This is a genomic window from Mesorhizobium sp. ORS 3428 (assembly GCF_001854785.1).
Classification (GTDB): Bacteria; Pseudomonadota; Alphaproteobacteria; order Rhizobiales; family Rhizobiaceae; genus Mesorhizobium.
This window is the reverse complement of sequence record NZ_MDFL01000124.1, coordinates 1-19,655: the sequence shown is the minus strand read 5'-3', so window position 1 is coordinate 19,655 and position 19,655 is coordinate 1. Positions and strand designations below refer to the sequence as shown.

Genomic DNA, 19,655 nt, shown 5'->3' with positions numbered 1-19,655 from the left:
ACCGGTCGGTCCAGATGCGGTCRGTGGCGCCGAGCAGGTTTTGTCAATGCTGGATCGCGCACTGGTGAGGCTGGGCCACCATTCCATCGTCGTCGCCTGCCGGGGTTCCAGCGCGGCAGGGACCTTGGTCGAGACGCCTGCCGAAACAGGCGCGCTTGACGAAACGGCAAAGAGCCGCGCCCAGTGCGCGCATCGTGCGGCGATCGCAGCCGCGAGGGCGCGCTGGCCGATCGATGTCGTTCACCTGCACGGCATCGATTTCGACGCCTATCTGCCCGACGGCGGCCCGACACTGGTGACACTGCACCTGCCGCTCTCTTGGTACCCGCCCGAAGTGCTGAGGCCGGTTCGTCAAAATCTGTGGCTGCACGCCGTCTCTGAGGCTCAGCACAAGACCGCGCCTCCCGGGTCGAGACTGATCGCACCCATTCCCAATGGGGTCGATGTCGATGCGCTGAACGACGTGCGGTCGCGCCGCAATTTCGCGCTCGTGCTAAGCCGGATATGCCCGGAAAAAGGCATACACTTGGCGATTGAAGCCGCGAAGYGCTCCGGAGTGCCGCTTGCAATAGGAGGGCAACTATATCCCTACCAGACACATGTTCAGTATTTCGCCGACGAGGTGCAGCCTCGGCTTGACCGGCGGCGGCGCTTTCTGGGACCGCTCGGCTTTTCTGCCAAGCGCCGGCTTCTCAATGCCGCCCGCTGCTTGGTTATTCCGAGCCTTGCCGCAGAAACGAGCTCGCTTGTTGCCATGGAGGCGCTCGCCTGCGGCACGCCCGTCGTTGCCTTCCCGAATGGCGCTCTACCCAGCGTAGTTGAGCACGGCAAGACCGGCTTTCTGGTCAATGACGTTGACGAGATGGCGATAGCCATCGACGCGTCGGCTGACCTCAACAATGAAATATGCCTTGGCGAGGCGCGACTTCGCTTCTCGCTCGATCGCATGGTCTCAGCCTATATGGATGTCTATCGGGCATTGACGGACCTCGGCGCGTCGCGCGTACGGTTCGGGACCGTTCGATGAGCCACCTGCGTGCCGATGTCATCCGGGACCGAGATGGGCTCGACGATCTCGAGCCGCATTGGTGGCCGCTCTGGTCGCAATGCCGCTCTGCTACGCCTTTTCAATCACCCGCCTGGCTCTTGCCATGGTGGCGGACATTCGCGCCGGGCGATCTCTCAACGATCGCAGTATGGAGCGGAAATGATCTCGTTGGCTTGGCACCGCTCTACCTCGAACGCCAGGCTTCCGGTTCACTCCTCCTTCCGATCGGGATATCGGTGAGCGATTATCTCGATGTTCTATGCGCACCTGAGTTTGAAGAAGCCGTCGGGATTTTGATTGCCGAAGCAGTGCTTTCGCTCAAATGGTCACAWTGGATCCTGCCCAACCTTCCGGCCGAGGCCATAGCCCTGGACATTGCGCTGGGCCATATTGAAGACAGCCGATCTCCCAGCCTTACCGCTTGCCCAGTACTTTCCTTGGCTGGCGAAGGAGCGCTTGCCTGCTCGGTTCCGGCGCGAAGAAGACGCCAGCTACGTCGAGCTCTGAAAGCAGCGCAACAAAGAGGCCGTGTAGCGATCAAGCGAGCGGAGGGCGCTTCGGAGGTGTTTCTCGATCAACTAATCCGTCTACATAAGGCTCGGTGGGCCAGACAGGGTGGCGGCGTGCTGACCGATAGCGCCATCCGATTTCATCGTAATGCCTTGCCTCGTCTTGCCGAGAACCATTTGGCACGGTGTTGGGTGATCGAAATCGATGGTGCGGTCGTCGGTGCCTACTACGGGTTCCATCACCGCGACCGAGCCTACGCCTATCTCGGCGGCTTCGACCCTGCCTATTCAGACCAGAGCCCCGGTTCCATTCTGATTGGTAAGGCTATCGACGAAGCAATTCAGGACGGCGCGCGAGAGTTCGATTTTCTACGCGGTCGTGAGCGCTACAAATACAGCTGGGGAGCAGTCGACCGATGGACGACGCAACGAGTTTGGACCCGGAACGCGCCATGACACCGACGAAGCAAGATCGAATAGCGGCGAGGCGCATTCTCGCAAATTGCATGGCAAACGACCTGTCCGCCGAAGTCGCGGTCGCCAGATTGGCTGTCAAGACGGCGATCGGCGCGATCGAATTGGCGGAGATCGCACTGGAAATGCGAGCAAACGCCGTCCACAAGAGAGGCTGGCTCGAGGACACGGCCATACTGCTTTCCCGCTATGTTGACGCCTTTGACGATCTACGGTCGACGTCGGCTTCAGTGTGCCATACCCCCCCGGGCGACGAAACAAGTGAGATCACGGTCAGTAGGCTGGCCAGGAGCTTTGACGAGRCGGTCGCTATATCTCCGGCGGCTAGCGTCCAGCTTTCTTCCCTTGCCGATGAGGAAAAGCTTTCGGCTACAACAGCCGAAATCGCGGCCTGGCTGGAGCRACGACGTTTTACCGGCGCGGGCAACACAATTCTCGATATCGGCTGCGGCATCGGTCGTTTCGAATTCGCGCTTCACGCCAAGGCAAAGCATATTGTTGGTACCGATATCTCCTGCAGGATGATCRCTGTCGCGCGTCGACGGTGCRCCGGCCTCGCTAATGTGGAATTCCGCCAGAGCTCAGGCCTCGATCTCAGCGAATTTGTCAACGCCAGTTTCGACGGCGTATTGGCGGTAGATAGTTTCCCCTATTTGGTGCTCGCCGGCGTCGCCGAGCGGCACTTCGGTGAAATCGCGCGCGTCTTGCGCCCTGGCGGCATGGCGGCAATTCTCAACTATTCATACCGGCTGTCACCTATTGCCGATTCCTCCGACGTCCGCCGTCTCGCCCATGCATATTCCATGGACATCGTCGTCAATGCTGAGATGCCYTTCCGCCGCTGGGACGGCACTGCCTTTCTTATTCGTCGTACCGGCGGAACATAACGGACGGACCGAAGTTCGGGCGCATAAGTTGGCGGATTCCGGGAGAGAATGATGGCATCCGGCGGTAAGAAACATATGGGTCGCGGCAGTCAGGGCAAAGGTGCAGGGACAGGGGCGAAGGCGACGGCTCGGAAAGACTTGGTTGGCGAAAATGTCATCCTGTCGAATAGGGATAAAAAGCAGCATACAAAAGAACGCGGCCTCGACAGCAATCGGATCAAGTCCGATCAATATCAGGACCACTCAGCGGACCGACTCCCCGAAGATTGAGCTTTTGGTGGCTGTTTAGGTGCTTGGCGATCGCGCAAACGGATCAGGTATTGGAATAAGGCAGTAGGTTTCGCTCTGTCCACAACCTAGTGCGGAGACGAAGCCGAACGGCGGCTGAATGCGCCTTGCAAACTCTGGCCGCCTATGGTCTCACTGAATTTCGATGGGACCTTGTTTGCTATGAGAATGCCATGCCTCGTTCGAGCCAGCGCGATCTCGCCGGTCAGGCGAATCTGACGATAGACCAAGAGATTGCATCGTTGTTGACCGCCATCGAGCGGGAGAAAGTCCCTGACCGCCTGACTAAGCTCGCGATCGAATTGCAGAATGCGCTCATCCTGAAGCGTCGCTGCAAAACKGAGAGCTGACGACCTTCATCGATGTCTGTCAGCACCTCTGTCCCAATGATCCTCAGGAAGATGGTCACGTTTTTCGACCAGCGCTTGGGATGAGCTTTCATCAAGAAATTCCAACACGCTCGAGCGCGCCCGGTTGAGACGGCTTTTGATGGTTCCGACYGCGCAATCGCATATCTCGGCAGTTTCTTCGTAGCTGACACCCAACACACCAATCAGCATCAATACCTCGCGCTGATGCGGCGGAAGCCTCTGGATAGCTTGGTAGACTTCCTTAGTCCGAATCGACCAGTCCTGCGAGGCTTCCGAAATTGGTCGACTGGAGGCGCAATCAACCAGCCCAGGTGATTCTCTCGCGGCCGCCTTGACCCGCGTATAGTGCGTATTGCGCATGATGGTAAAAAGCCAGGACTTCAGGCGCGTTCCCGGCTCGAACTTGWCCAAGTTCGCAAGTCCTTTGGTCAAGGTCTCCTGAACCAGGTCATCGGCATCATCGGGCACACGGCAAAGGCTGCGAGCAAAAGCTCGCAAGGCGGGAATAAGATCGACGACAGCGATTTCGCCCGATACGCGGCCAGGCGCAACACGGCCTTGAGGTAACACGGTTCGAACCCCGGTAGCGAAAGTTGACACGGATTGATTATGGAGAATGCGTGAAAAAGACGATCGTTCCTGGCCCCAACGAACTTGTCTAAAGGTCACGACCTATGATTGCATCCCCAATCGACTTACAGGAACCAACTCGCGACGAGACCACCAGAGGCTGCAAGATTGCTACCGTGGTGATGACCCAGGGTGATCCGTGCTCCGGTAATTGACCAAGCCGCCATGATCCTGCGATCGTTCATCAGGTGCGCTTCAAAGCTGATCCGGCCGAACCTTCCTCTGTAGGAACGGCGAAACGGCAGAGGCTGGACAGGCCTTGAGCGGCGTCTCGGCGCCGGGCGGTGTCCATTCGCAAACCAGCCATCGATGACAGTGACCACAATGAGCCTAGCCGTCGGTCTACGCCGGCAAAGCAGACCCACCTGAATGTCCCTGGCGTCAGCGCGGCCACTTCTCACGCTGCCCAGCTGCGCACTGGCGCTGCATGGGGCCTGCAATTCAGCGCCTAGACTCGCCGCCAGTTCGGCTGGCGCCTATCGCGGAATCATGCCAAGCGAGATTCCCGCTGCCAACTCCGACTGAACGAGCGCGCGGAGTCTCGGCGCTCAACTGATAATTTGAGCAGAAACGATCATGGGCGCACAGCTGCCGCCATAGGGGGTCGCGTTCGAATTTGCCGGCGATGTATTGCGATCAGCGGCTTGCCATCCTCCGGTCTGCAAGGTCCGCCGGCCCCGCCATTTTCGGTTGGGAGTTGCTCTGGACTTAGGYCAGAGCGGCCCGGCGTTTCGAGCCCCTCCACGCAGCCAAGCTTCAGGCATGGTTCTCATTCGCGTACGAACAGCGCTTCGCCTTCATCGCGCTGCTTGCCGCCAAGCGTTGCCGCAACACTGGCGATGAATGCGCCGACTATCATCGACAGGGCGCCGACCAGCGCAAAAGTGGCGCTTGCCTTCTTGGCCGTGTCGGCGGCTGCCTTCGCCTTATTCTTGGCATCATCCATGCCAGTGAGGACGGCGTCGACACGCTTCGCTGCATCGGCCTGCGAAAGCCCGGTCCGGGATGCGACGAGCTTCGCAAGATACGCCTTGTCGTCGGCCGACACTTCGCCTCTAGCGGCGCTCACTACCAGGATGCGCGATGCCTGCGCGCTCGAGCTGGCATCGTTCTGTCCAGCCGGAGCGACGGTTCCGGTATCGGCCGGACGGAACAGTGCGTCGACGAAATAGGCCAGGCTGTTGCCGTCGGCCGTGCCGCTCGCTGCATTCGTTGCCGCAGAGGTGGCGCCAGCAGCCGCGCCAGATGCGACATTGGACGCTGCCTGCACCCCCGCACCGACCGTTGCGGATAAAGCAGAACCGAAGACGCCCGCAACCAGCAGTGTTGCGAGCGCCCAGGCAAGGAAGCCATGCGCCGTATCGCGAAAGTAGACTTCGTCGTCGTGAATACCGACCCATTTTGTCCGGAGGCGTCCGGTAAGATAGCCACCGAGGCCGGCCGAGAGCCACTGTACGATAACCAGCCAAACCGCGGCTGAAACCACGAAAATGGAAACCGAGGCACTTGCACCGGTCCAGGGTGAAACCATAGTCAGCCCCAGTCCGGAGCCGACCAGCATCAGAATGACCGTGAGCGTCGATGCAGCGAACGCACCCGCGATGATCGGACCCCAGCTTACGGCAGATGATGAAGACTCCCTTGCGCCTGAAACTTCAACGTCGGTAACTGTGGAGTTCATCTGATGCTCCTACCGTACGAACAGCATGAGCAGAATGATGATAGGAATTGGCACTCCGAGCAGCCAAAGCAATATACCGCGTCCCATGGAGACCTCCTATATTCTTGAGACGGAATACCAATTCCGACAACCCGCTTTCGTTCCAAAGGATTAGGGAGCAGAATTGAGAATAGACAGATAGGATTTAGTTCCGAATCTTGGACAAACCCAACAGCTTTACTTCCTCGCTCCTGGCTGGGAAGCGGGGCCAATTAGCCCCCAATAGGCGGCGCCCTCACGTCGCCGCAAAGGCCAAACTTCGAAGCCGTGTATTAGTTCCATCTTAAAGACAACGGAACGGCTGGAGTGGCAACTCAGCCCTTCGCCGCCGGACTTGGGAAAAGAGAAGGGTCATCAGGCTGCCGACAAGGACCATCCGCGGATCTCGGAAATCACARGCACCTAGCTGGGCCGATTTCCATGCTGAACTGGTGCGATCGGTGGACCGCGGCTTCAGTACACCGCTGCAGTGGTGAAGACCGCCGGAAAGGCTGTCAGACCGTGACCTGGACATTCCACGTCTCTCTTCCGCGGGGATGGTCGTCGGGACTCCGCGTGGCAGTCCTGCGGCACTGACGATGTGCCATTTGGGCGGCAGCCGTTGCGGCCGGCACCAAGACGAGGGTGCAGCGAGAAGCGCTATCTTGATGACTCTCCGCGTCGTGAATAGCCCTGCTCGTTTTGTCACTTTCGCGTCGCGGTCCTCACTGAGGTAGACAAGGGCAACTCGGCATCAATTTCTCCTCGGTTTCGAGGCACGACGCATGCGAATAGAAAGGTTGGTATCGGCTCCAATGTCTGGTTGCCCAGTTCGCGTGTTATCCGAGCGATCTCCGCTGGCGCATCTCCCGCCGCATCCGAGCAAACCACAACAGCAAGTAGCTGGCATTTTTAGCCGCTGTCAGTCGGGTCAATGCAACCACCCGACGGAAGCTTCGTTTACGCGATCTCAACTATGCGATGGCGCGACAAATGAAGCTCTTGGGACCAACAACCCTGTGGCGGCGGCCCAACGGCGGCGCACCCCGTCGGGATCGCGAGGTTTACGCGCGAATGCCTAAGGTGGTGAAAGACCGTTGAGCAGATTCCTGCCGCTCACCATCCATTTCGTCAACGGCGGCACGATGGTGGTTTCGTCGATTGCCGACGCCAAGACGGCGCTCGCCGAACATGGAAGAGCAAGAACACACCAGCATATCTCAAAGCTGCCCACTTGGTGGAATGYGACCAACGGAATTTACCGTCCGGCAATCGCCTTTGCCGCCTTCAAAAAAAAGCGGCCGCCGAGCAGGTCTGCTGGAGCATGCTGGACCAAGTGCCGCACTCACCATGCTCGACCACCTTTCCCGCGACGCCAAGGGCCCGCCGAAGTAACGTCCGACCACACAGCTCGGCTGGTCGCTCCGTGTGAACTCCGGATATTGAAGTTCACAAAATATTTCACCGGGAACATCGGTTCATGCCGCCGGTTTTGATTTCCTCAAGCGCTCGAACGAAGGAGACATTGATGGTGAAGAAAAGTTCGTCCGGGGCTGCGAACGGCCTGGAAAGCCTGTTCGTGGATGGCCTGAAAGACATCTACTATGCAGAGAAGAAGATCCTGAGGACGCTGCCGAAGATGGCCAAGGCGGCRCAGTCGGAAGAAGTGAGCGCGGCCTTCGAAAAGCATCGTAACGAGACGGAAGACCACGTCGACCGGCTCGAGCAGGTTTTCGAAATGCTGGGCAAGCCAGCACGGGGCAAGATATGTCCCGCGATCGACGGCATCATCGAAGAAGGCTCGGAAATCCTCGAGGAATATAAGGACGAGCCGGCGCTCGACGCAGGCCTTGTAGCGGCCGCCCAGTCGGTCGAGCATTACGAGATAGCGCGCTACGGCACGTTGATCGCCTGGGCGGAGCAACTGGGGCTGAAAGACGCGCTGCCTTTGCTTCGGGAAACCCTCAAGGAAGAATCCGCTACCGACGAGACACTTACCAAGCTCGGCGAAAGCGGTGCGAACAAGCGGGCCATGCAGGCGGCCGCCTAAGGCGCCTGTACACGCTCGGTTCGCATGCCAGGTCGAGCTTGCGGCCCCGGTCTGCAGGCCGGGGTCGTGATCATTCGGTTACGACAATCACCGTGTCGTCCTCCTTTATCTCCTTTTTTGACAGAGCGGCCGTTTACTCGGCCCTCGCGCCTGCTTTCAGCTTGATCTTCTTGGCAGTACCTAGCGCTGCGAGAAGATTTCCTGTTACACTAAAAACCGATGCCGACGATGGGAAGAACTGCTCGATTTCGCGGCACAGATCGTCGGGCGACGATCCTTCAATTGGCTCCGGTCCGCAAAGTCCGCCGGCCCCGCAATTCGCTAAGAGGCTTTCTACAGGAACCTCCGAGGCATCGCCACCGTTTGTATTCAGTGGAAATCCAAGGAGGCTTACGACCATGGATTGGAACCGTGTCGAAGGAAATTGGAAGCAGGTCAAAGGCAAGGTTAAGGAACAGTGGGGCAGACTCACGGACGACGATCTCGACCTCATCGCCGGCAAGCGCGATCAATTGGAAGGTAAAATCCAGGAACGTTACGGCCTAGAGAAGGATCGTGTGCGCCGCGACGTCGATGATTGGGCGAACCGRCAGGATTGGTAGAAGCCACTGCAGCCCTCAAGCTGGGCTCGATCTTTAAAAAAGCGAGGGATCTTAGGTTCCCGAACATTGGTGAAAATTGTTCGCCGACTTTGTCCTGCGATGAACTGATGGCCAAGAAGAAATCCAGACCCGCTTTGTCGGCCATAGCGACAGCCTCTCGACCGGAAGCTTCCGAGGCAGCCTATTTTGCCCGCAAGTGCGGCCTCACGACCGACGAAGCGCTGCGGATAATGCGTGAGGCGCAGGAGACTTCGCAACGCAAGGCTCCGGACGGCCGAAAACGAAAGCGCTAAAGCGTTGCGCTTTGAATTTGGGATCGCTGTTTGTCCGGGCGGTCCGGCAGGATCTTGCAGATCGCGGCGAAGAGCAGTGCAATCAGCGCGAAGGAGACGAACGGCAGCCGCGGTCCGAATACCGGACGTTCTGCCATGCGTTGCCTTACCCCGAGGATCGGAGCGGGCCGGGTGGGCAAAGAGCTCGGCTGTCGTTGGCCAGGGCGTGCAGCCGAACAAATCTGTTCTCTGTGCCACCACGTCCGGTTGATGCGCCGCTAAGATCAGGCCCTGCCCGGTCGGATTATTCCGAATCTGCTCGCATGCCGGCGGCCCTTGCCTCAACTTTTCTGCTTGATCTAATAACCCCCAACGATCGGCAGGATTTCTCCGGTGATGTAGCTGGAGCATTGCGGCGAAGCGAGAAATACATAGGCCGGAGCGATTTCCTCCGGCTGTGCCGGCCGTTTCATCGGCGTCTGAGCGCCGAATTGGGAAATCTTCTCCGCCTCCTTCTCCGACGGATTGAGCGGTGTCCACACTGGTCCCGGCGCTACGGCGTTGACGCGAATGCCCTTGCTGATCAGGTTTCCAGAGAGCGCTCGAGTGAACGCGTGAATGGCTCCCTTGGTGATCGAATAATCGATGAGGTTCTTCGACCCTTCAATGCCAGTGACTGACCCGGTGTTGACGATGGCCGAACCTGGCTTCATGTGCGGGACGGCTTCCTGTGCCATGTGGAAATAGCCATATATATTGGTCTTCAGTGTGGTGTCGAAATGCTCCTCGGTCAGATCGGTAAAATCGGCTGAATGCACCTGAAAGGCTGCATTATTGACGAGTACATCGAGCCTACCGAAGGTCTTGAGCGTCTGCTCCACCGCCTCGTGGCAGAATCTCCGCCTGGCAACGTCTCCCCGAAGCGTGATGCAGCTCCTGCCTTCGGCCTCGACCRCTCGCTTCGTCGTCTCCGCGTCGCGGTCTTCGCTGAGATAAACAATGACGACGTCCGCCCCTTCCCGGGCAAACAGAACGGCGACTGAACGACCTATCCCGGAATCGCCGCCGGTGATCAATGCCACTTTGCCAGTCAGCTTGTTCGACCCTTGCCAGAACGGCGCATCGTAGAGCGGGGCCGGTTCGATCGCCCACTCCTTGCCGGGCTTGGGATGATGCTGCTTCGGGAACGGCGGCGCTGGATATTCGCGCGCGCCGGCTTGCATGGCGCCATGTGATTTGGATTTTCCGCTCGGCTTGACGCGATCGATCGCGTCCACCTTGCGCTGTACGCTTCGTTGCTTGCGAGCCGCCCGCTCGGAGATACTTTCAGCTCTCGACGACGTGGCGGATTTCGACGTCCTGTTTGGTTTCGCCGGCATGGGCTTCTCCTTCGCTTTCGAAGGACAACGCATTCGAACAGAAATGGTTGAAGTCGCTGCTGAAGCCAACAGTTCCAGAGCGTCCGGCCATGCGCTAGTCCGCATGCCTGTAACCAACCCAATTGCAAGTGGCCAACGGCCGGCGCTGCTGGCCGGATCGCCGGCTGGGAACTCTTGAAGAGAGGAGCTGTCGGTATGGTGCCGCTTCGCCGGTCCCCGAAACCAACCCGAAAATTGCTCGTCGACCCGCTATTGCTCGTCCACCCCCGCTGATGAGGCCGCGACCAGCCGCGACATTCATTATCGATCACAGCCCAGCTCTCCCGGTAACTTTTCAGCTCGTCTTTTGGCCGGGCTTTGTCGGATTCCATGCAACCACGAGACAGCAGCTTCGTTTATGGRTGTGGTGGCACGATGAAGCTCTTTCGGACGAACCAGCCTTTCTTTGTAATTGGCGACAGCGCCCGTCGTTGGCCTCACCCAGCACAGTCGCGAATGGTCAGGATAGTGTAAGGGCCGTGAGTAGATTCCTGCCCCTCACCATTCACTTTATCGATGGCGGCACGATGGCGGTTTCCTCCATCGCCGACGCGAGGGCGGCGCTTGGCCGGACATGGCAGAGCAAAGATTCGCCAGCCTATCTCAAAGCGACCCGCCTGGTAGAAGACGCAACTAATGGAATTTGCCGCCCGGCAATCGCCTTTGCCGCCTTCAAGAAGGCGGCCGCTGAGCAGGGCCTGCTGGAGCACGCCGGGCCAAGTGCCGCGCTTAGCATGTTCGACCAGCTCTCATCCCGCGACGGTAAGCGTCCGTCGAACTGACTTCTCCGAGTTTCGTCTCATCAAGCTTTCTGAACACGAAGATCACAAATATTTCGCTGGGAACGTCGAGTAATTCTGTCGGCTTCGTTTGCTGAAGGAAGCCGAACACACCTTCCTTGAATTCATTGGCTTGGAACAAACTCTCGGACGACGTTCCTTAAAGGGCAAAAACCGGCCGAGTCATACGGGGCCGAGCAGTCCTGCTCTTGCTGCGCAAAATCCGAAAGAACGAAACCCGCAACTGACGTAACACTTACCGCGGTCAGCGAAAGCAGAGCAGACAAGCGGCCCTTGCACGTGGCAGCGCGAGGCAATGCGGCCTAGCTCATTTTGCCGAGCCGAATGGCAGAACGCCTCCAGCTGATCTGGCGGCATGGAACCAGTTTGCACTTGTTCAGTTGCCTTAGAGTACCGCGCACTGGTCCGCAGATCTGGGGCGACCATGCCCACGGTTGTTGGAGTTACCATGTCCAAGCACGTCACTCGTGTCGAACACGCAACGCGGATGGAAGCCTATTCGTCGTTCGGCCCTGCCCTTATCGATGCGCTCATGCARTCCGTGGCCAAGCGCGAAGGAAAGAAGGGACTGAAGGAGTTGGAACGAACTCTCGTGGAGCTGGTGGAGGTGACCGATATTGTCGCGCCGCATGCTGACGCGATGAAGGAGTTCGCGATCGAGCTCATCGTGTCATCGTTGCATAAGGCAGGCGAGCACCCTGATGCCAAGCAATCCCTGGAAGAGATCGAAGAGCGCCGTACGGACGGGCGCTCCGAGAATCCGAATACCTTGGAACAGCAGTTGCAGTCGGGTCTGGAAGACAGTTTTCCGGCGAGCGATCCGCCCTCCGTGGTATCTACCGCCATTTCCGGCGGCACGAAGGAGATTGTCGGCACAGACGAAGTGCTGCGTCGCAAGAAGAAGGAATTGGGGCGCGAGCGCGCGGAAGATAGCAGTTAGATTACCGAGGGATCTGGATTCATGCTCACCGGCGGCACCGAATGTCCTCACTGGAAATCTGTAAGTTCTCCCCCTCGCCCTTCCCTTACGCTGGAAGACGTGAAGCCTTTCATTCGCGTCAGAAGGAGAAAGATCATGCAAAAAAGCGAAATCCCATCCCGTCACGGAGCCGGCGATGCGCAGCGTGATGGAAAGCTGCCCACCAAGGGCGGCAATGATCCGGACGTGCGGTTCCTGGCGGAAAACACAGACCTTTCGCCGAAACAGGCGCGCGAACTTATCCGGGAACACGGCCATGACCGTGAAAAGCTGCTGAAAATCGCAAAGACCATCAAAGCTGAGAGTTGATCGGTCCGAGACGCCTTTTCGCGTTTTGAGCCTACCATGCCGCGCGGCGACAGGATTTCCTCCGCAGCGACAGGAATACGGGGCGCCTCGGGCCAGTATGAAAAGGCCGAGGTTTAAGAATTCAGAAGCAAGTACACGAAGGAAGATGCGACTGCACGCCGTCAGCGGTTCGCGGGAAGGCGAACCTACTTAGAGCCCCGATGCTTGTTGTGCTCACTTTCTTGGTTCTTGCCACGAAGGACATTGCGGTCGTCCGGGTGAACGAGGTTCGGCACGTCGCTCCTGAGGTCCGAACCTTTCCGCCGCGCCTTGCGCTCCGCAACTGGCCGCTTCAGCTCCGACTTGGCGTCAAATTCCTTAGGCGCGTTCTTCGTGTTCTCACGTTCTTCCAGGTTGCGCATTTGCTGATCATGGGTTTTGCGTCCGGTCATGGCTCTCCTCCTGTGCCTTTGTCGTTAACAGCAATTGGAGTCGATCGTTCCGAACAACTACGGAAGTTTCGACCGTTCTGAAATCTGCGCGCGCAAGCGAAGCACGCTGATCTGACGCGCGACTCGCCCCCAAGCGGGTGGGTTATCGCCTTGGTCTTTGCGACATGCCGGGGCACAGCCCTGCGATAGAGATGTTCCTGTCCACGGTTCCTTGACACAGCGGTATCGTCCGGGAGCAGACTATCATCCGGAACAAAATACCGGCTCCTGTCGACAAACTCTTCACTCTTCACTGGCTTGCGATCAGACTCGCTTGCCCCTTCAGCCGATAGAACCATGCCGTTCCGGACACAAGCCAGCCCGAGCGCGACGGTCAAGGCTCGTCGATATTTCGCCTCGACGGGTTTTGCGAAACGACCATTTCTTCCCCGTCATCCGGCAGCGGATCGCCCCGATCCAGAGATCCACGGGCATGATCTTCGTCGCGCGCGTGGTTCTTCGAGTCACCTCAGGCGCCGGCTTGGGCAGAATGCGGATCGCTTTTCGCAATCTTGCTGTTCGAGGGCCGGCTTCTCGGAAGCTCCTATGTGCTTCTTACGAGTCAACGGTTGCCTCGCTTGCGCGTTGCTGCCTAACGACGATTAAACTCATTGCCAGTATGGCTCGACATGCCAAAAGCCGAAAGAAGCTTCACRAGCCGGCCTGCCGTCGTCTGCTGTCAGTTCATCAATCGAATATGCCGGCGCCGCCTTGAGCTGCTCCGCGCTAAATGGCACGACATAGCCTCCACGGCTGGTATCGAAGTCGAGCAACGACCAAGGAATCGCATGATATTTTTCGCCGATGCCTAGAAAGCCACCAAAGGAAATGACGGCAAACATGATGTCGTTGGCGGTTTTTTCGAGGACAACGTCTTCGATCGTTCCTATGTCTTTTCCAGCCGAGTTATAGACCTTGGTGCCGATCACTCGGGAGGCGCGGATGGCGTCGGTATGTCCACTGGGTGTTGGCATGGGTTGCACTCCTCGTTTCCCGTGCGTATTGCACCAAACGGCCGGTGGAAGACGATGTTCCCAAAAAAAATAGCTAACCGGATGGGTGTATAGCGACCATTCACGAAGCAGTGGGAGCCGAGGCTTCGTTAGTCCACCGGCGGCTCGTCTGCGGCTTGACGAACAATGTTGTGACTTCCTGGCGCTCGGCGGCTAGCCTGGTCTCCAGGCGTTCGACGCAATCTTCGATGTCATCGGCATTCGCCTCGTCGTGAAATTGTGCGCTGAGCGCGGCCACTATCTGATCCGGCGCCAGATGAACCGTAATCACGCCGTTAACTTGCTGAATGGCCGGATCCTCCTTCGCCATCTTCAAGATGGCGGCCTCGACACCCGGCACTGCGCGCTCTCCGATCAGAAGTCCCTTGCATTCGTGCGCCAAGAACCCAGCGGTCAGCGCGAGCAAGATGCCGATGCATATCGAGCCAAATCCGTCCAGCCTCGGCATATCGAAATGTTTTGCCATTGCTATGCTGGCAAAGGCGATGYCAATACCTGTCAATGCTGCGCTGTCTTCCAGCAAAACAGTGAAAGTGGTTGGATCCTTGCTACGGCGTATTGCCTCCAGATAATTGCTTTTCCCTTTGGATGACCTGAAGTGCTTGAAGGCGAGCTGCCACGAGTAGCCTTCGAATATCGCGGAAAGGGCCAGAACAATGAAGTTCACGCCAGTGCTCTCGATTGGTAGGGGAGCGAGAATGTGAACTACACCCTCATAGAAGGAAATCCCGGCACCGAGGGCAAAGACAAGCAATGCGACAACGAAACTCCAGAAATAAAGCTCTCGCCCATGCCCAAGGGGATGGCTGTCATCCGGCGGCTTTGACGATYGGTTGAGGCCGTGCAGGAGCAGCACTTCATTGCTGGTATCGATTAGCGAATGCACGCCCTCACTCGCCATCACAGAACTGTTGGTGACAGCGGCCGCGACGAATTTCGATACAGCAATCAGCAGATTGCCTATGAGGGCCGCGTAGATGGTCTTCCTCGACGGGCGCGCGATCGAAATGCGATCCGAGTCATCGTTGGTTTCGGTCACGTCCGGAATTTCCTCAACCGCTGGAGAAATGCCGCGATAGCGCGAACGGCCAAGGCCGTATCGCCAACAAACTTTTGCGAGTTGATGTTGTTCCGCTACTAGATGATCTTAACCGCGCCGGGCTATCAGCCAAGGGTCGGACAGCAGTCCAAACCTGAGGCCAACACCTCTTAGGGTGTTGGATATGAAACCTCGGATCCTTCCAGCCAGCGAAGTACGAGCGCCTCCCATCTGTCTAGCCCTTGCGGCGGCTTGCCCAGCTGTTGTTCAACCTGGTGGAGTTCGTCGGCCAGTCGACCGGCGCACCAAGCATCGATCACAAGCGGGYGAATATAGCATTTGCGACATACCGCGCGGGTGTTGCCGAGCTTTGTGGCGACCGTGTCTATCGCCTTGWTCATCGCCATGGCTGCTTCCCGTTTCGTCTTCGGAACCTCTGTTTGGGAAAGGATTTTCGCCGCCCGAACCGTGCCGCCCCAAGTGCGAAAGTGCCTGGAACTGAAGTCGGCTTTACTGGCCCGTCGAATGTAGTCATTGACATCTTGCGAGTGTATCATTTTGCGGGAGCCGTCCGCGTCGATAAACTGAAACAAATGTTGCCCCGGAAGGTCCTGAGCGCCCTTCACGATGTTGGCAATGCGGCGGTCGTGGATCCTGAGTTTCCATTCTTTGCCGGATTTTCCGCGAAAGGCGAAACGAAGCGTTGACCCGTCGATGTCTGCGTGACGATCGCGCAAGGTCGTGAGCCCAAAGCTGTTATTTTCATGAACGTAGGCCGGATTGCCCACCCTGATGAGCGTCTTGTCGAGAAGCCATACAACCGAAGCTATCACACGTTCCGCTCCCAAACCGGTCTTACGCAAATCGGCTTCGATATGCCGCCTGACGCGAGGCAACGTGTGCGCGAAGGCTGTAAGGCTCGAATATTTTACCTCGTCGCGAATTACGGTCCATCGGGGGTGATAGCGATATTGTTTGCGACCACGATCGTCGCGACCAGTGGCTTGGATGTGACTATCAGGGTGCGGCGAAATCCAGACATCCCTCCAGGCCGGCGGAATCGCGAGCCGGCCAATCCTGTCGAGAACCTCTGGGTCGGTGATCCTGCCGCCCTTCGGACCAACGTACCGGAAAGATCGACCACTGCGTCGACGTTGGATACCGGGCTCGGCGTCGCTGCAATAGATTAGCGCAGCTGCTTGCGCCGATGTGGTCCCGTCCGGCGCACCACAGCTGGCATGCTCCTGGGCTGGGTTCAATGAACACATTCCGCCTGCGCTCTTTGACTATGGGCTCGAGTGCCAGGAAGAAGCATAGAATGTTCGATCGACGGCACGGCGTCTAAACGCCATCTGCCAAGGCTTGTTCCTATCGATGTCAGGATTTTGCGTTCTGCCCACACAATGTCCGTCAGACAGGCACCATGGAACCTAAGCACGCCAGGTGCATTTCGTGGCCGCTCGGTGGCTAACCTGCCATTCAATGGACGTAACGAAGATTGYCGAAGCGCCGACACATTTCGGCTGGCGTGGCGAGAGTCTGTCGGACCCGGGGTGGAGCATTGCGATCGCCAGGGCTTCGGCATGCTCGTCCTCAAACGTGTAGCGCCCCAGGCAGTGGATGGGTCTGGTCAACTGGAATTCAGCAAGGCAGGACTCATCTGGACGCTGACAGCGCCCCTCCAATCGGTGCAAAGCGCATCGGAATGAAGTCGGAAGACGACCTGCCGACTATCTGCAAAGCGCCTACAACGGGGTGCATTCATTCCGATCGGGCAGTAGACGGCGGCTTCTCATTTATCGACGAACTATCACCTGCGGCGATTGTGACCGACTTGATGTTGACGAACTCCTTAATTCCATAGTGCGACAGCTCTCGGCCGAAGCCGCTCTCCTTGATGCCACCGAAGGGGAGTTTGGGATTTGACTGAACGGTCGCGTTGACGAATACGGAGCCRGCCTCAATTTCCTCGACCGCCAGAAGCTCGCCGTGTTCGAGATCGCGCGTGAAGATCCCGCCGCCAAGACCGAAAACCGAATCATTAGCAATCCTTATCGCCGATTCCTCATCAGGAACCGGAATAACGGCCGCTACTGGTCCGAACATCTCCTCGTCATAGGCCGGCATACCGGGCTCGACGTCGGTGAGCACGGTTGGCGGATAGAAAGCTCCTGGTCCGTCGGGCACCTTCCCTCCCAAGAGGCAGCGAGCTCCTTTGCCAAGGCTCCCTTCGACCTGGCGGTGGAGGGTATCGCGAAGACCTTCGCGGGCCATCGGGCCCACTACAGTTTCCTCCAACATCGGATTGCCGACTTTGGCGGCCCGCATCTCCTCGACGAATGYCTTCTCGAAACGGGATCGCACGCTGTCGACCACGATAAAGCGTTTGGCTGCTATGCAGCTCTGGCCCGAATTGACGAGGCGGCCTTCAGCACTTGTCTTCGCAGCAAATGCAACATCGGCGTCGTCAAGCACGAGATAGGCATCGCTGCCGCCCAAYTCGAGCACAGTCTTCTTCAACATCTCTCCGGCCTTACGGGCGACCGCGCGGCCGGCAGGACCGCTTCCGGTGAGAGTGATGGCGCGTATTCTGGGATCTTCAATTATGCCGTCCACGGCGCCCGTACCGACCATGAGCGTGCGAAAGAGATGCTCCGGAAAACCCGCCTCGCGGAATATCTCCTCGATTGCAAGGGCRCAGCCCGGGACGTTCGAGGAATGCTTGAGGACCGCGGCGTTCCCAKCCATGAGCGCCGGCGCGGCGAAACGGAATACCTGCCAGAAAGGAAAGTTCCAYGGCATGATCGCGAGAATGACGCCCAACGGCTGGAAGACGACCAGGCGTTTCGGCGGCCCGGCTTCGACTGACTCGGGCGCAAGAAAGCCGGCTGAATTGTCGGCAAAGTAGTCGCAGGTCGCCRCACACTTCTGTACTTCTGCCATCCCCTGTCTTAGAGGCTTGCCCATTTCTTCCGCCATCAGCCGTGCGTAATCCTGCGCCCGGTCGCGAAGCAAACGGCTCGCAACGTGCATGTGTTGTGCCCGCTCATCCAAATCGCGGCGGCGCCATTCGCGCCACGCGTCGTGAACGTTGGCGATAATCTCTGTCACCGTGACTGCCGGAGTTTCTTCGTAGGTCGCGAGAGTTTCGCCGGTTGCGGGATTGATTGAACTGAATGCCATCGGCCGGATCTCCTTCGATGCGTCATCGACAAGCTGGCCGTTTTGGCTTCAGTGCAGCTTGTTCTGTATCTGCTTGTTCTTCAGTCCGTCACGGCTGTGYCGCAGCGGCAATGAAGGTTTCGGCTGCAGGGCAAGCTCTCTAGGGACAATCTGGCCAGGGCCGCCCTTGGCGATCGGCGTGCCGTCTTCGGTATACCAGAGAGCGCCGCTCACATTGCTTGCTTCCTCGGAGGCAAGGAAAGCGTAGACATTCCTCCTCGGGCGTGCCGCGACCTACCGGCCACGGTCATTTTTCCGTCTGCTCGTTCATGGGGAACGGTTTCCTTGTGYGTCCGGGCCTATCAACGGGCCGCGGACAGGCAAGCCGGCGAGCACAAGCTTGGCCCCTTCCCGAGCGAATTTGGGCGCAATCGCCTCGCCGGCGCGCGCCCGTCTCGATTGCAACTTTGCCGTCCAGGCGTCCTGCCATTGGGGAATCCCTTTCGTCTTTGAGCCTCGCTCCAACGGAGGCTCCCGCTCGTGTGCTGAGCAACCGGATGCGCTGCGCCGTTCGGTCGTGGCGGCACCGAACTATGTCACCTCTAGGACAATCTTCCCGCGGACATGGCCCTTTTCCAACGCGCGTTCGGCATCCGCCGCCTGGCGCAGCTGGAAAACCTTGCCAACCTCGACACGGATAGCGCCCGCGTCGATCAGCCGTCCGATCTCGGCCAGCTGATCGCCGTCCGGTTTGGTCATGTAGTGAGTCCCGCGAGCTTTGCGCTCGGCGGCTTTTTCCTTCGAAGGTTGCTGAAGCGTCGAGACGATGATCCCGCCTTCCTTCAGAACCGACCAGGACCGCTCCTGGGTTTCGCCRCCAACGAGATCGTAGACAACATCCACATCTGGCACCGTATTCTCGAACCGCTGGCTTTTGTAGTCGATCGCTTCGTCAGCCCCGAGGCTTCGCACGAAATCGATGTCGTTCCCGGAGCATGTCGCGTAAACCGTGGCGCCGTTCGCCTTGGCGAACTGAACCGCAAAATGACCCACGCCGCCGGCCGCGCCGTGGATCAATATCCGCTGACGCGAACTTAGACTGCCATTGTCGAAAATTCCCTGCCAGGCGGTCAGCGCCGCAAGAGGGACGGCGGCAGCATGCAGATGGTCGAGACTTTTCGGCTTGCCTGCGCAGTCCTGGGCCTTGGCAGCCACGAACTCRGCATAGCCGCCGCGATCAGGTGGCAGGAGCGCATAGACTTCGTCCCCCGGTTTGAAAGGCTCGACCCCCGCCCCGCAACGTTCCACTACGCCGGAGAAGTCACGCCCGAGTGTCAGCGGCAGCCGATCTTCCGCGACATAACCGCCATTGCGAATCTTGTAGTCTACCGGATTGACACTCGCGGCATGGACGCGAACCAGAATCTCCCCGGGCTTCGGCTCGGGTGTCGGCTCTGTCTCGAGCTTCAACACCTCGGGACCGCCAAATGCGTGGATACGAACGCTCTGCATTCCAACACTCCTGTCGGCTCTAGGCGCCTGCCGCCGATTTGACCGCCTAACCGCCGTGGGAAGAATTGGTTCCAGGCGGAGCCAAGGCTCGGCTCGTCGAAACCAGCGCCATCTGCTCGTTCA

Annotated in this window: 21 protein-coding genes; 11 read left to right on the top strand and 10 right to left on the bottom strand. The window is 58.6% G+C overall.

All coding sequences use genetic code 11. The features are described 5' to 3' along the window. Nucleotides 1–46: 46 nt before the first annotated feature. The 5 genes from ORS3428_RS18290 (at nt 47) to ORS3428_RS33545 (ending at nt 3,556) form a co-directional block, all read left to right on the top strand. Nucleotides 47–1,027, top strand: coding sequence for a glycosyltransferase (locus tag ORS3428_RS18290; RefSeq protein WP_244508027.1), 981 nt, complete (start codon nt 47–49; stop codon nt 1,025–1,027). Then, nucleotides 1,024–2,013, top strand: coding sequence for a GNAT family N-acetyltransferase (locus tag ORS3428_RS18285; protein ID WP_071099703.1), 990 nt, complete (start codon nt 1,024–1,026; stop codon nt 2,011–2,013). Before ORS3428_RS18290 ends, ORS3428_RS18285 begins: the two co-directional genes overlap by 4 nt. Next, nucleotides 1,974–2,918, top strand: coding sequence for a class I SAM-dependent methyltransferase (locus tag ORS3428_RS18280; RefSeq protein WP_244508025.1), 945 nt, complete (start codon nt 1,974–1,976; stop codon nt 2,916–2,918). The genes ORS3428_RS18285 and ORS3428_RS18280 overlap by 40 nt, the downstream gene beginning before the upstream one ends. Nucleotides 2,919–2,969: 51 nt before the next feature. Beyond that, on the top strand, nt 2,970–3,188 hold the full coding sequence (locus tag ORS3428_RS31610) for a hypothetical protein (RefSeq protein WP_083355202.1): 219 nt from the start codon (nt 2,970–2,972) through the stop codon (nt 3,186–3,188). A gap of 191 nt (nt 3,189–3,379) precedes the next feature. Beyond that, a complete protein-coding gene (locus ORS3428_RS33545) occupies nt 3,380–3,556 on the top strand; it encodes a hypothetical protein (protein WP_172833699.1) in 177 nt (58 codons plus the stop codon). 6 nt (nt 3,557–3,562) lie between these two features. Here ORS3428_RS33545 and ORS3428_RS18275 read toward each other — a convergent pair whose 3' ends face one another. After that, nucleotides 3,563–4,147, bottom strand: a complete 585-nt coding sequence (locus ORS3428_RS18275) for a sigma-70 family RNA polymerase sigma factor (RefSeq protein ID WP_071099701.1) — start codon at nt 4,145–4,147, stop codon at nt 3,563–3,565. A gap of 829 nt (nt 4,148–4,976) precedes the next feature. After that, nucleotides 4,977–5,888: a hypothetical protein gene (locus tag ORS3428_RS18270; protein WP_071099700.1), complete on the bottom strand. Its 912-nt coding sequence runs from the start codon at nt 5,886–5,888 to the stop codon at nt 4,977–4,979. Between the two features lie 1,546 nt (nt 5,889–7,434). Here ORS3428_RS18270 and ORS3428_RS18265 point away from each other — a divergent pair. From ORS3428_RS18265 to ORS3428_RS18255, 3 genes are all read left to right on the top strand, one after another. Continuing rightward, nucleotides 7,435–7,956, top strand: coding sequence for a YciE/YciF ferroxidase family protein (locus ORS3428_RS18265; RefSeq protein WP_071099699.1), 522 nt, complete (start codon nt 7,435–7,437; stop codon nt 7,954–7,956). Nucleotides 7,957–8,354: 398 nt separating this feature from the next. Next, nucleotides 8,355–8,558 carry a CsbD family protein gene (locus tag ORS3428_RS18260; protein WP_071099698.1) on the top strand — a complete coding sequence of 68 codons (204 nt, stop codon included), beginning with the start codon at nt 8,355–8,357 and terminating at the stop codon, nt 8,556–8,558. Nucleotides 8,559–8,665: 107 nt separating this feature from the next. Continuing rightward, a complete protein-coding gene (locus tag ORS3428_RS18255) occupies nt 8,666–8,851 on the top strand; it encodes a hypothetical protein (protein ID WP_071099697.1) in 186 nt (61 codons plus the stop codon). A 338-nt stretch (nt 8,852–9,189) separates the two neighbouring features. Here ORS3428_RS18255 and ORS3428_RS18250 read toward each other — a convergent pair whose 3' ends face one another. Next, the gene (locus ORS3428_RS18250) at nt 9,190–10,209 is read right to left on the bottom strand and encodes an SDR family oxidoreductase (RefSeq protein ID WP_071099754.1); all 1,020 of its coding nucleotides are present in this window, start codon (nt 10,207–10,209) and stop codon (nt 9,190–9,192) included. Nucleotides 10,210–10,727: 518 nt separating this feature from the next. On the opposite strand from ORS3428_RS18250, the gene ORS3428_RS34000 reads away from it, so the two are divergent. The 3 genes from ORS3428_RS34000 to ORS3428_RS18235 all read left to right on the top strand — a co-directional run bounded on the left by ORS3428_RS34000 (nt 10,728) and on the right by ORS3428_RS18235 (nt 12,336). Then, nucleotides 10,728–11,030, top strand: coding sequence for a DUF982 domain-containing protein (locus ORS3428_RS34000; protein WP_071099696.1), 303 nt, complete (start codon nt 10,728–10,730; stop codon nt 11,028–11,030). Between the two features lie 466 nt (nt 11,031–11,496). Beyond that, complete coding sequence (locus ORS3428_RS18240; protein WP_071099695.1) at nt 11,497–11,988, top strand: hypothetical protein; 492 nt, start codon at nt 11,497–11,499, stop codon at nt 11,986–11,988. A gap of 135 nt (nt 11,989–12,123) precedes the next feature. After that, on the top strand, nt 12,124–12,336 hold the full coding sequence (locus ORS3428_RS18235) for a hypothetical protein (protein ID WP_071099694.1): 213 nt from the start codon (nt 12,124–12,126) through the stop codon (nt 12,334–12,336). A 185-nt stretch (nt 12,337–12,521) separates the two neighbouring features. Here the strand turns inward: ORS3428_RS18235 and ORS3428_RS18230 are convergent, their stop codons facing one another. The 7 genes from ORS3428_RS18230 to ORS3428_RS18205 all read right to left on the bottom strand — a co-directional run bounded on the left by ORS3428_RS18230 (nt 12,522) and on the right by ORS3428_RS18205 (nt 19,532). Next, on the bottom strand, nt 12,522–12,767 hold the full coding sequence (locus tag ORS3428_RS18230) for a hypothetical protein (RefSeq protein ID WP_071099693.1): 246 nt from the start codon (nt 12,765–12,767) through the stop codon (nt 12,522–12,524). A gap of 647 nt (nt 12,768–13,414) precedes the next feature. Further along, nucleotides 13,415–13,780: a PRC-barrel domain-containing protein gene (locus tag ORS3428_RS18225; protein ID WP_071099692.1), complete on the bottom strand. Its 366-nt coding sequence runs from the start codon at nt 13,778–13,780 to the stop codon at nt 13,415–13,417. 100 nt (nt 13,781–13,880) lie between these two features. Beyond that, complete coding sequence (locus tag ORS3428_RS18220) at nt 13,881–14,858, bottom strand: cation diffusion facilitator family transporter (protein ID WP_244508024.1); 978 nt, start codon at nt 14,856–14,858, stop codon at nt 13,881–13,883. A 170-nt stretch (nt 14,859–15,028) separates the two neighbouring features. Then, nucleotides 15,029–16,126 (bottom strand): DNA topoisomerase IB, encoded by a 1,098-nt coding sequence (locus ORS3428_RS18215; protein WP_071099691.1) that lies wholly within the window; start codon nt 16,124–16,126, stop codon nt 15,029–15,031. Nucleotides 16,127–16,619: 493 nt separating this feature from the next. Continuing rightward, entirely contained in the window at nt 16,620–18,041 is a 1,422-nt protein-coding gene (locus tag ORS3428_RS18210; RefSeq protein ID WP_071099690.1) for an NAD-dependent succinate-semialdehyde dehydrogenase, read from the bottom strand. A gap of 48 nt (nt 18,042–18,089) precedes the next feature. Beyond that, entirely contained in the window at nt 18,090–18,254 is a 165-nt protein-coding gene (locus ORS3428_RS33345; RefSeq protein ID WP_157895970.1) for a hypothetical protein, read from the bottom strand. A 357-nt stretch (nt 18,255–18,611) separates the two neighbouring features. After that, on the bottom strand, nt 18,612–19,532 hold the full coding sequence (locus ORS3428_RS18205; protein ID WP_071099689.1) for an NADP-dependent oxidoreductase: 921 nt from the start codon (nt 19,530–19,532) through the stop codon (nt 18,612–18,614). Nucleotides 19,533–19,655 lie beyond the last annotated feature (123 nt).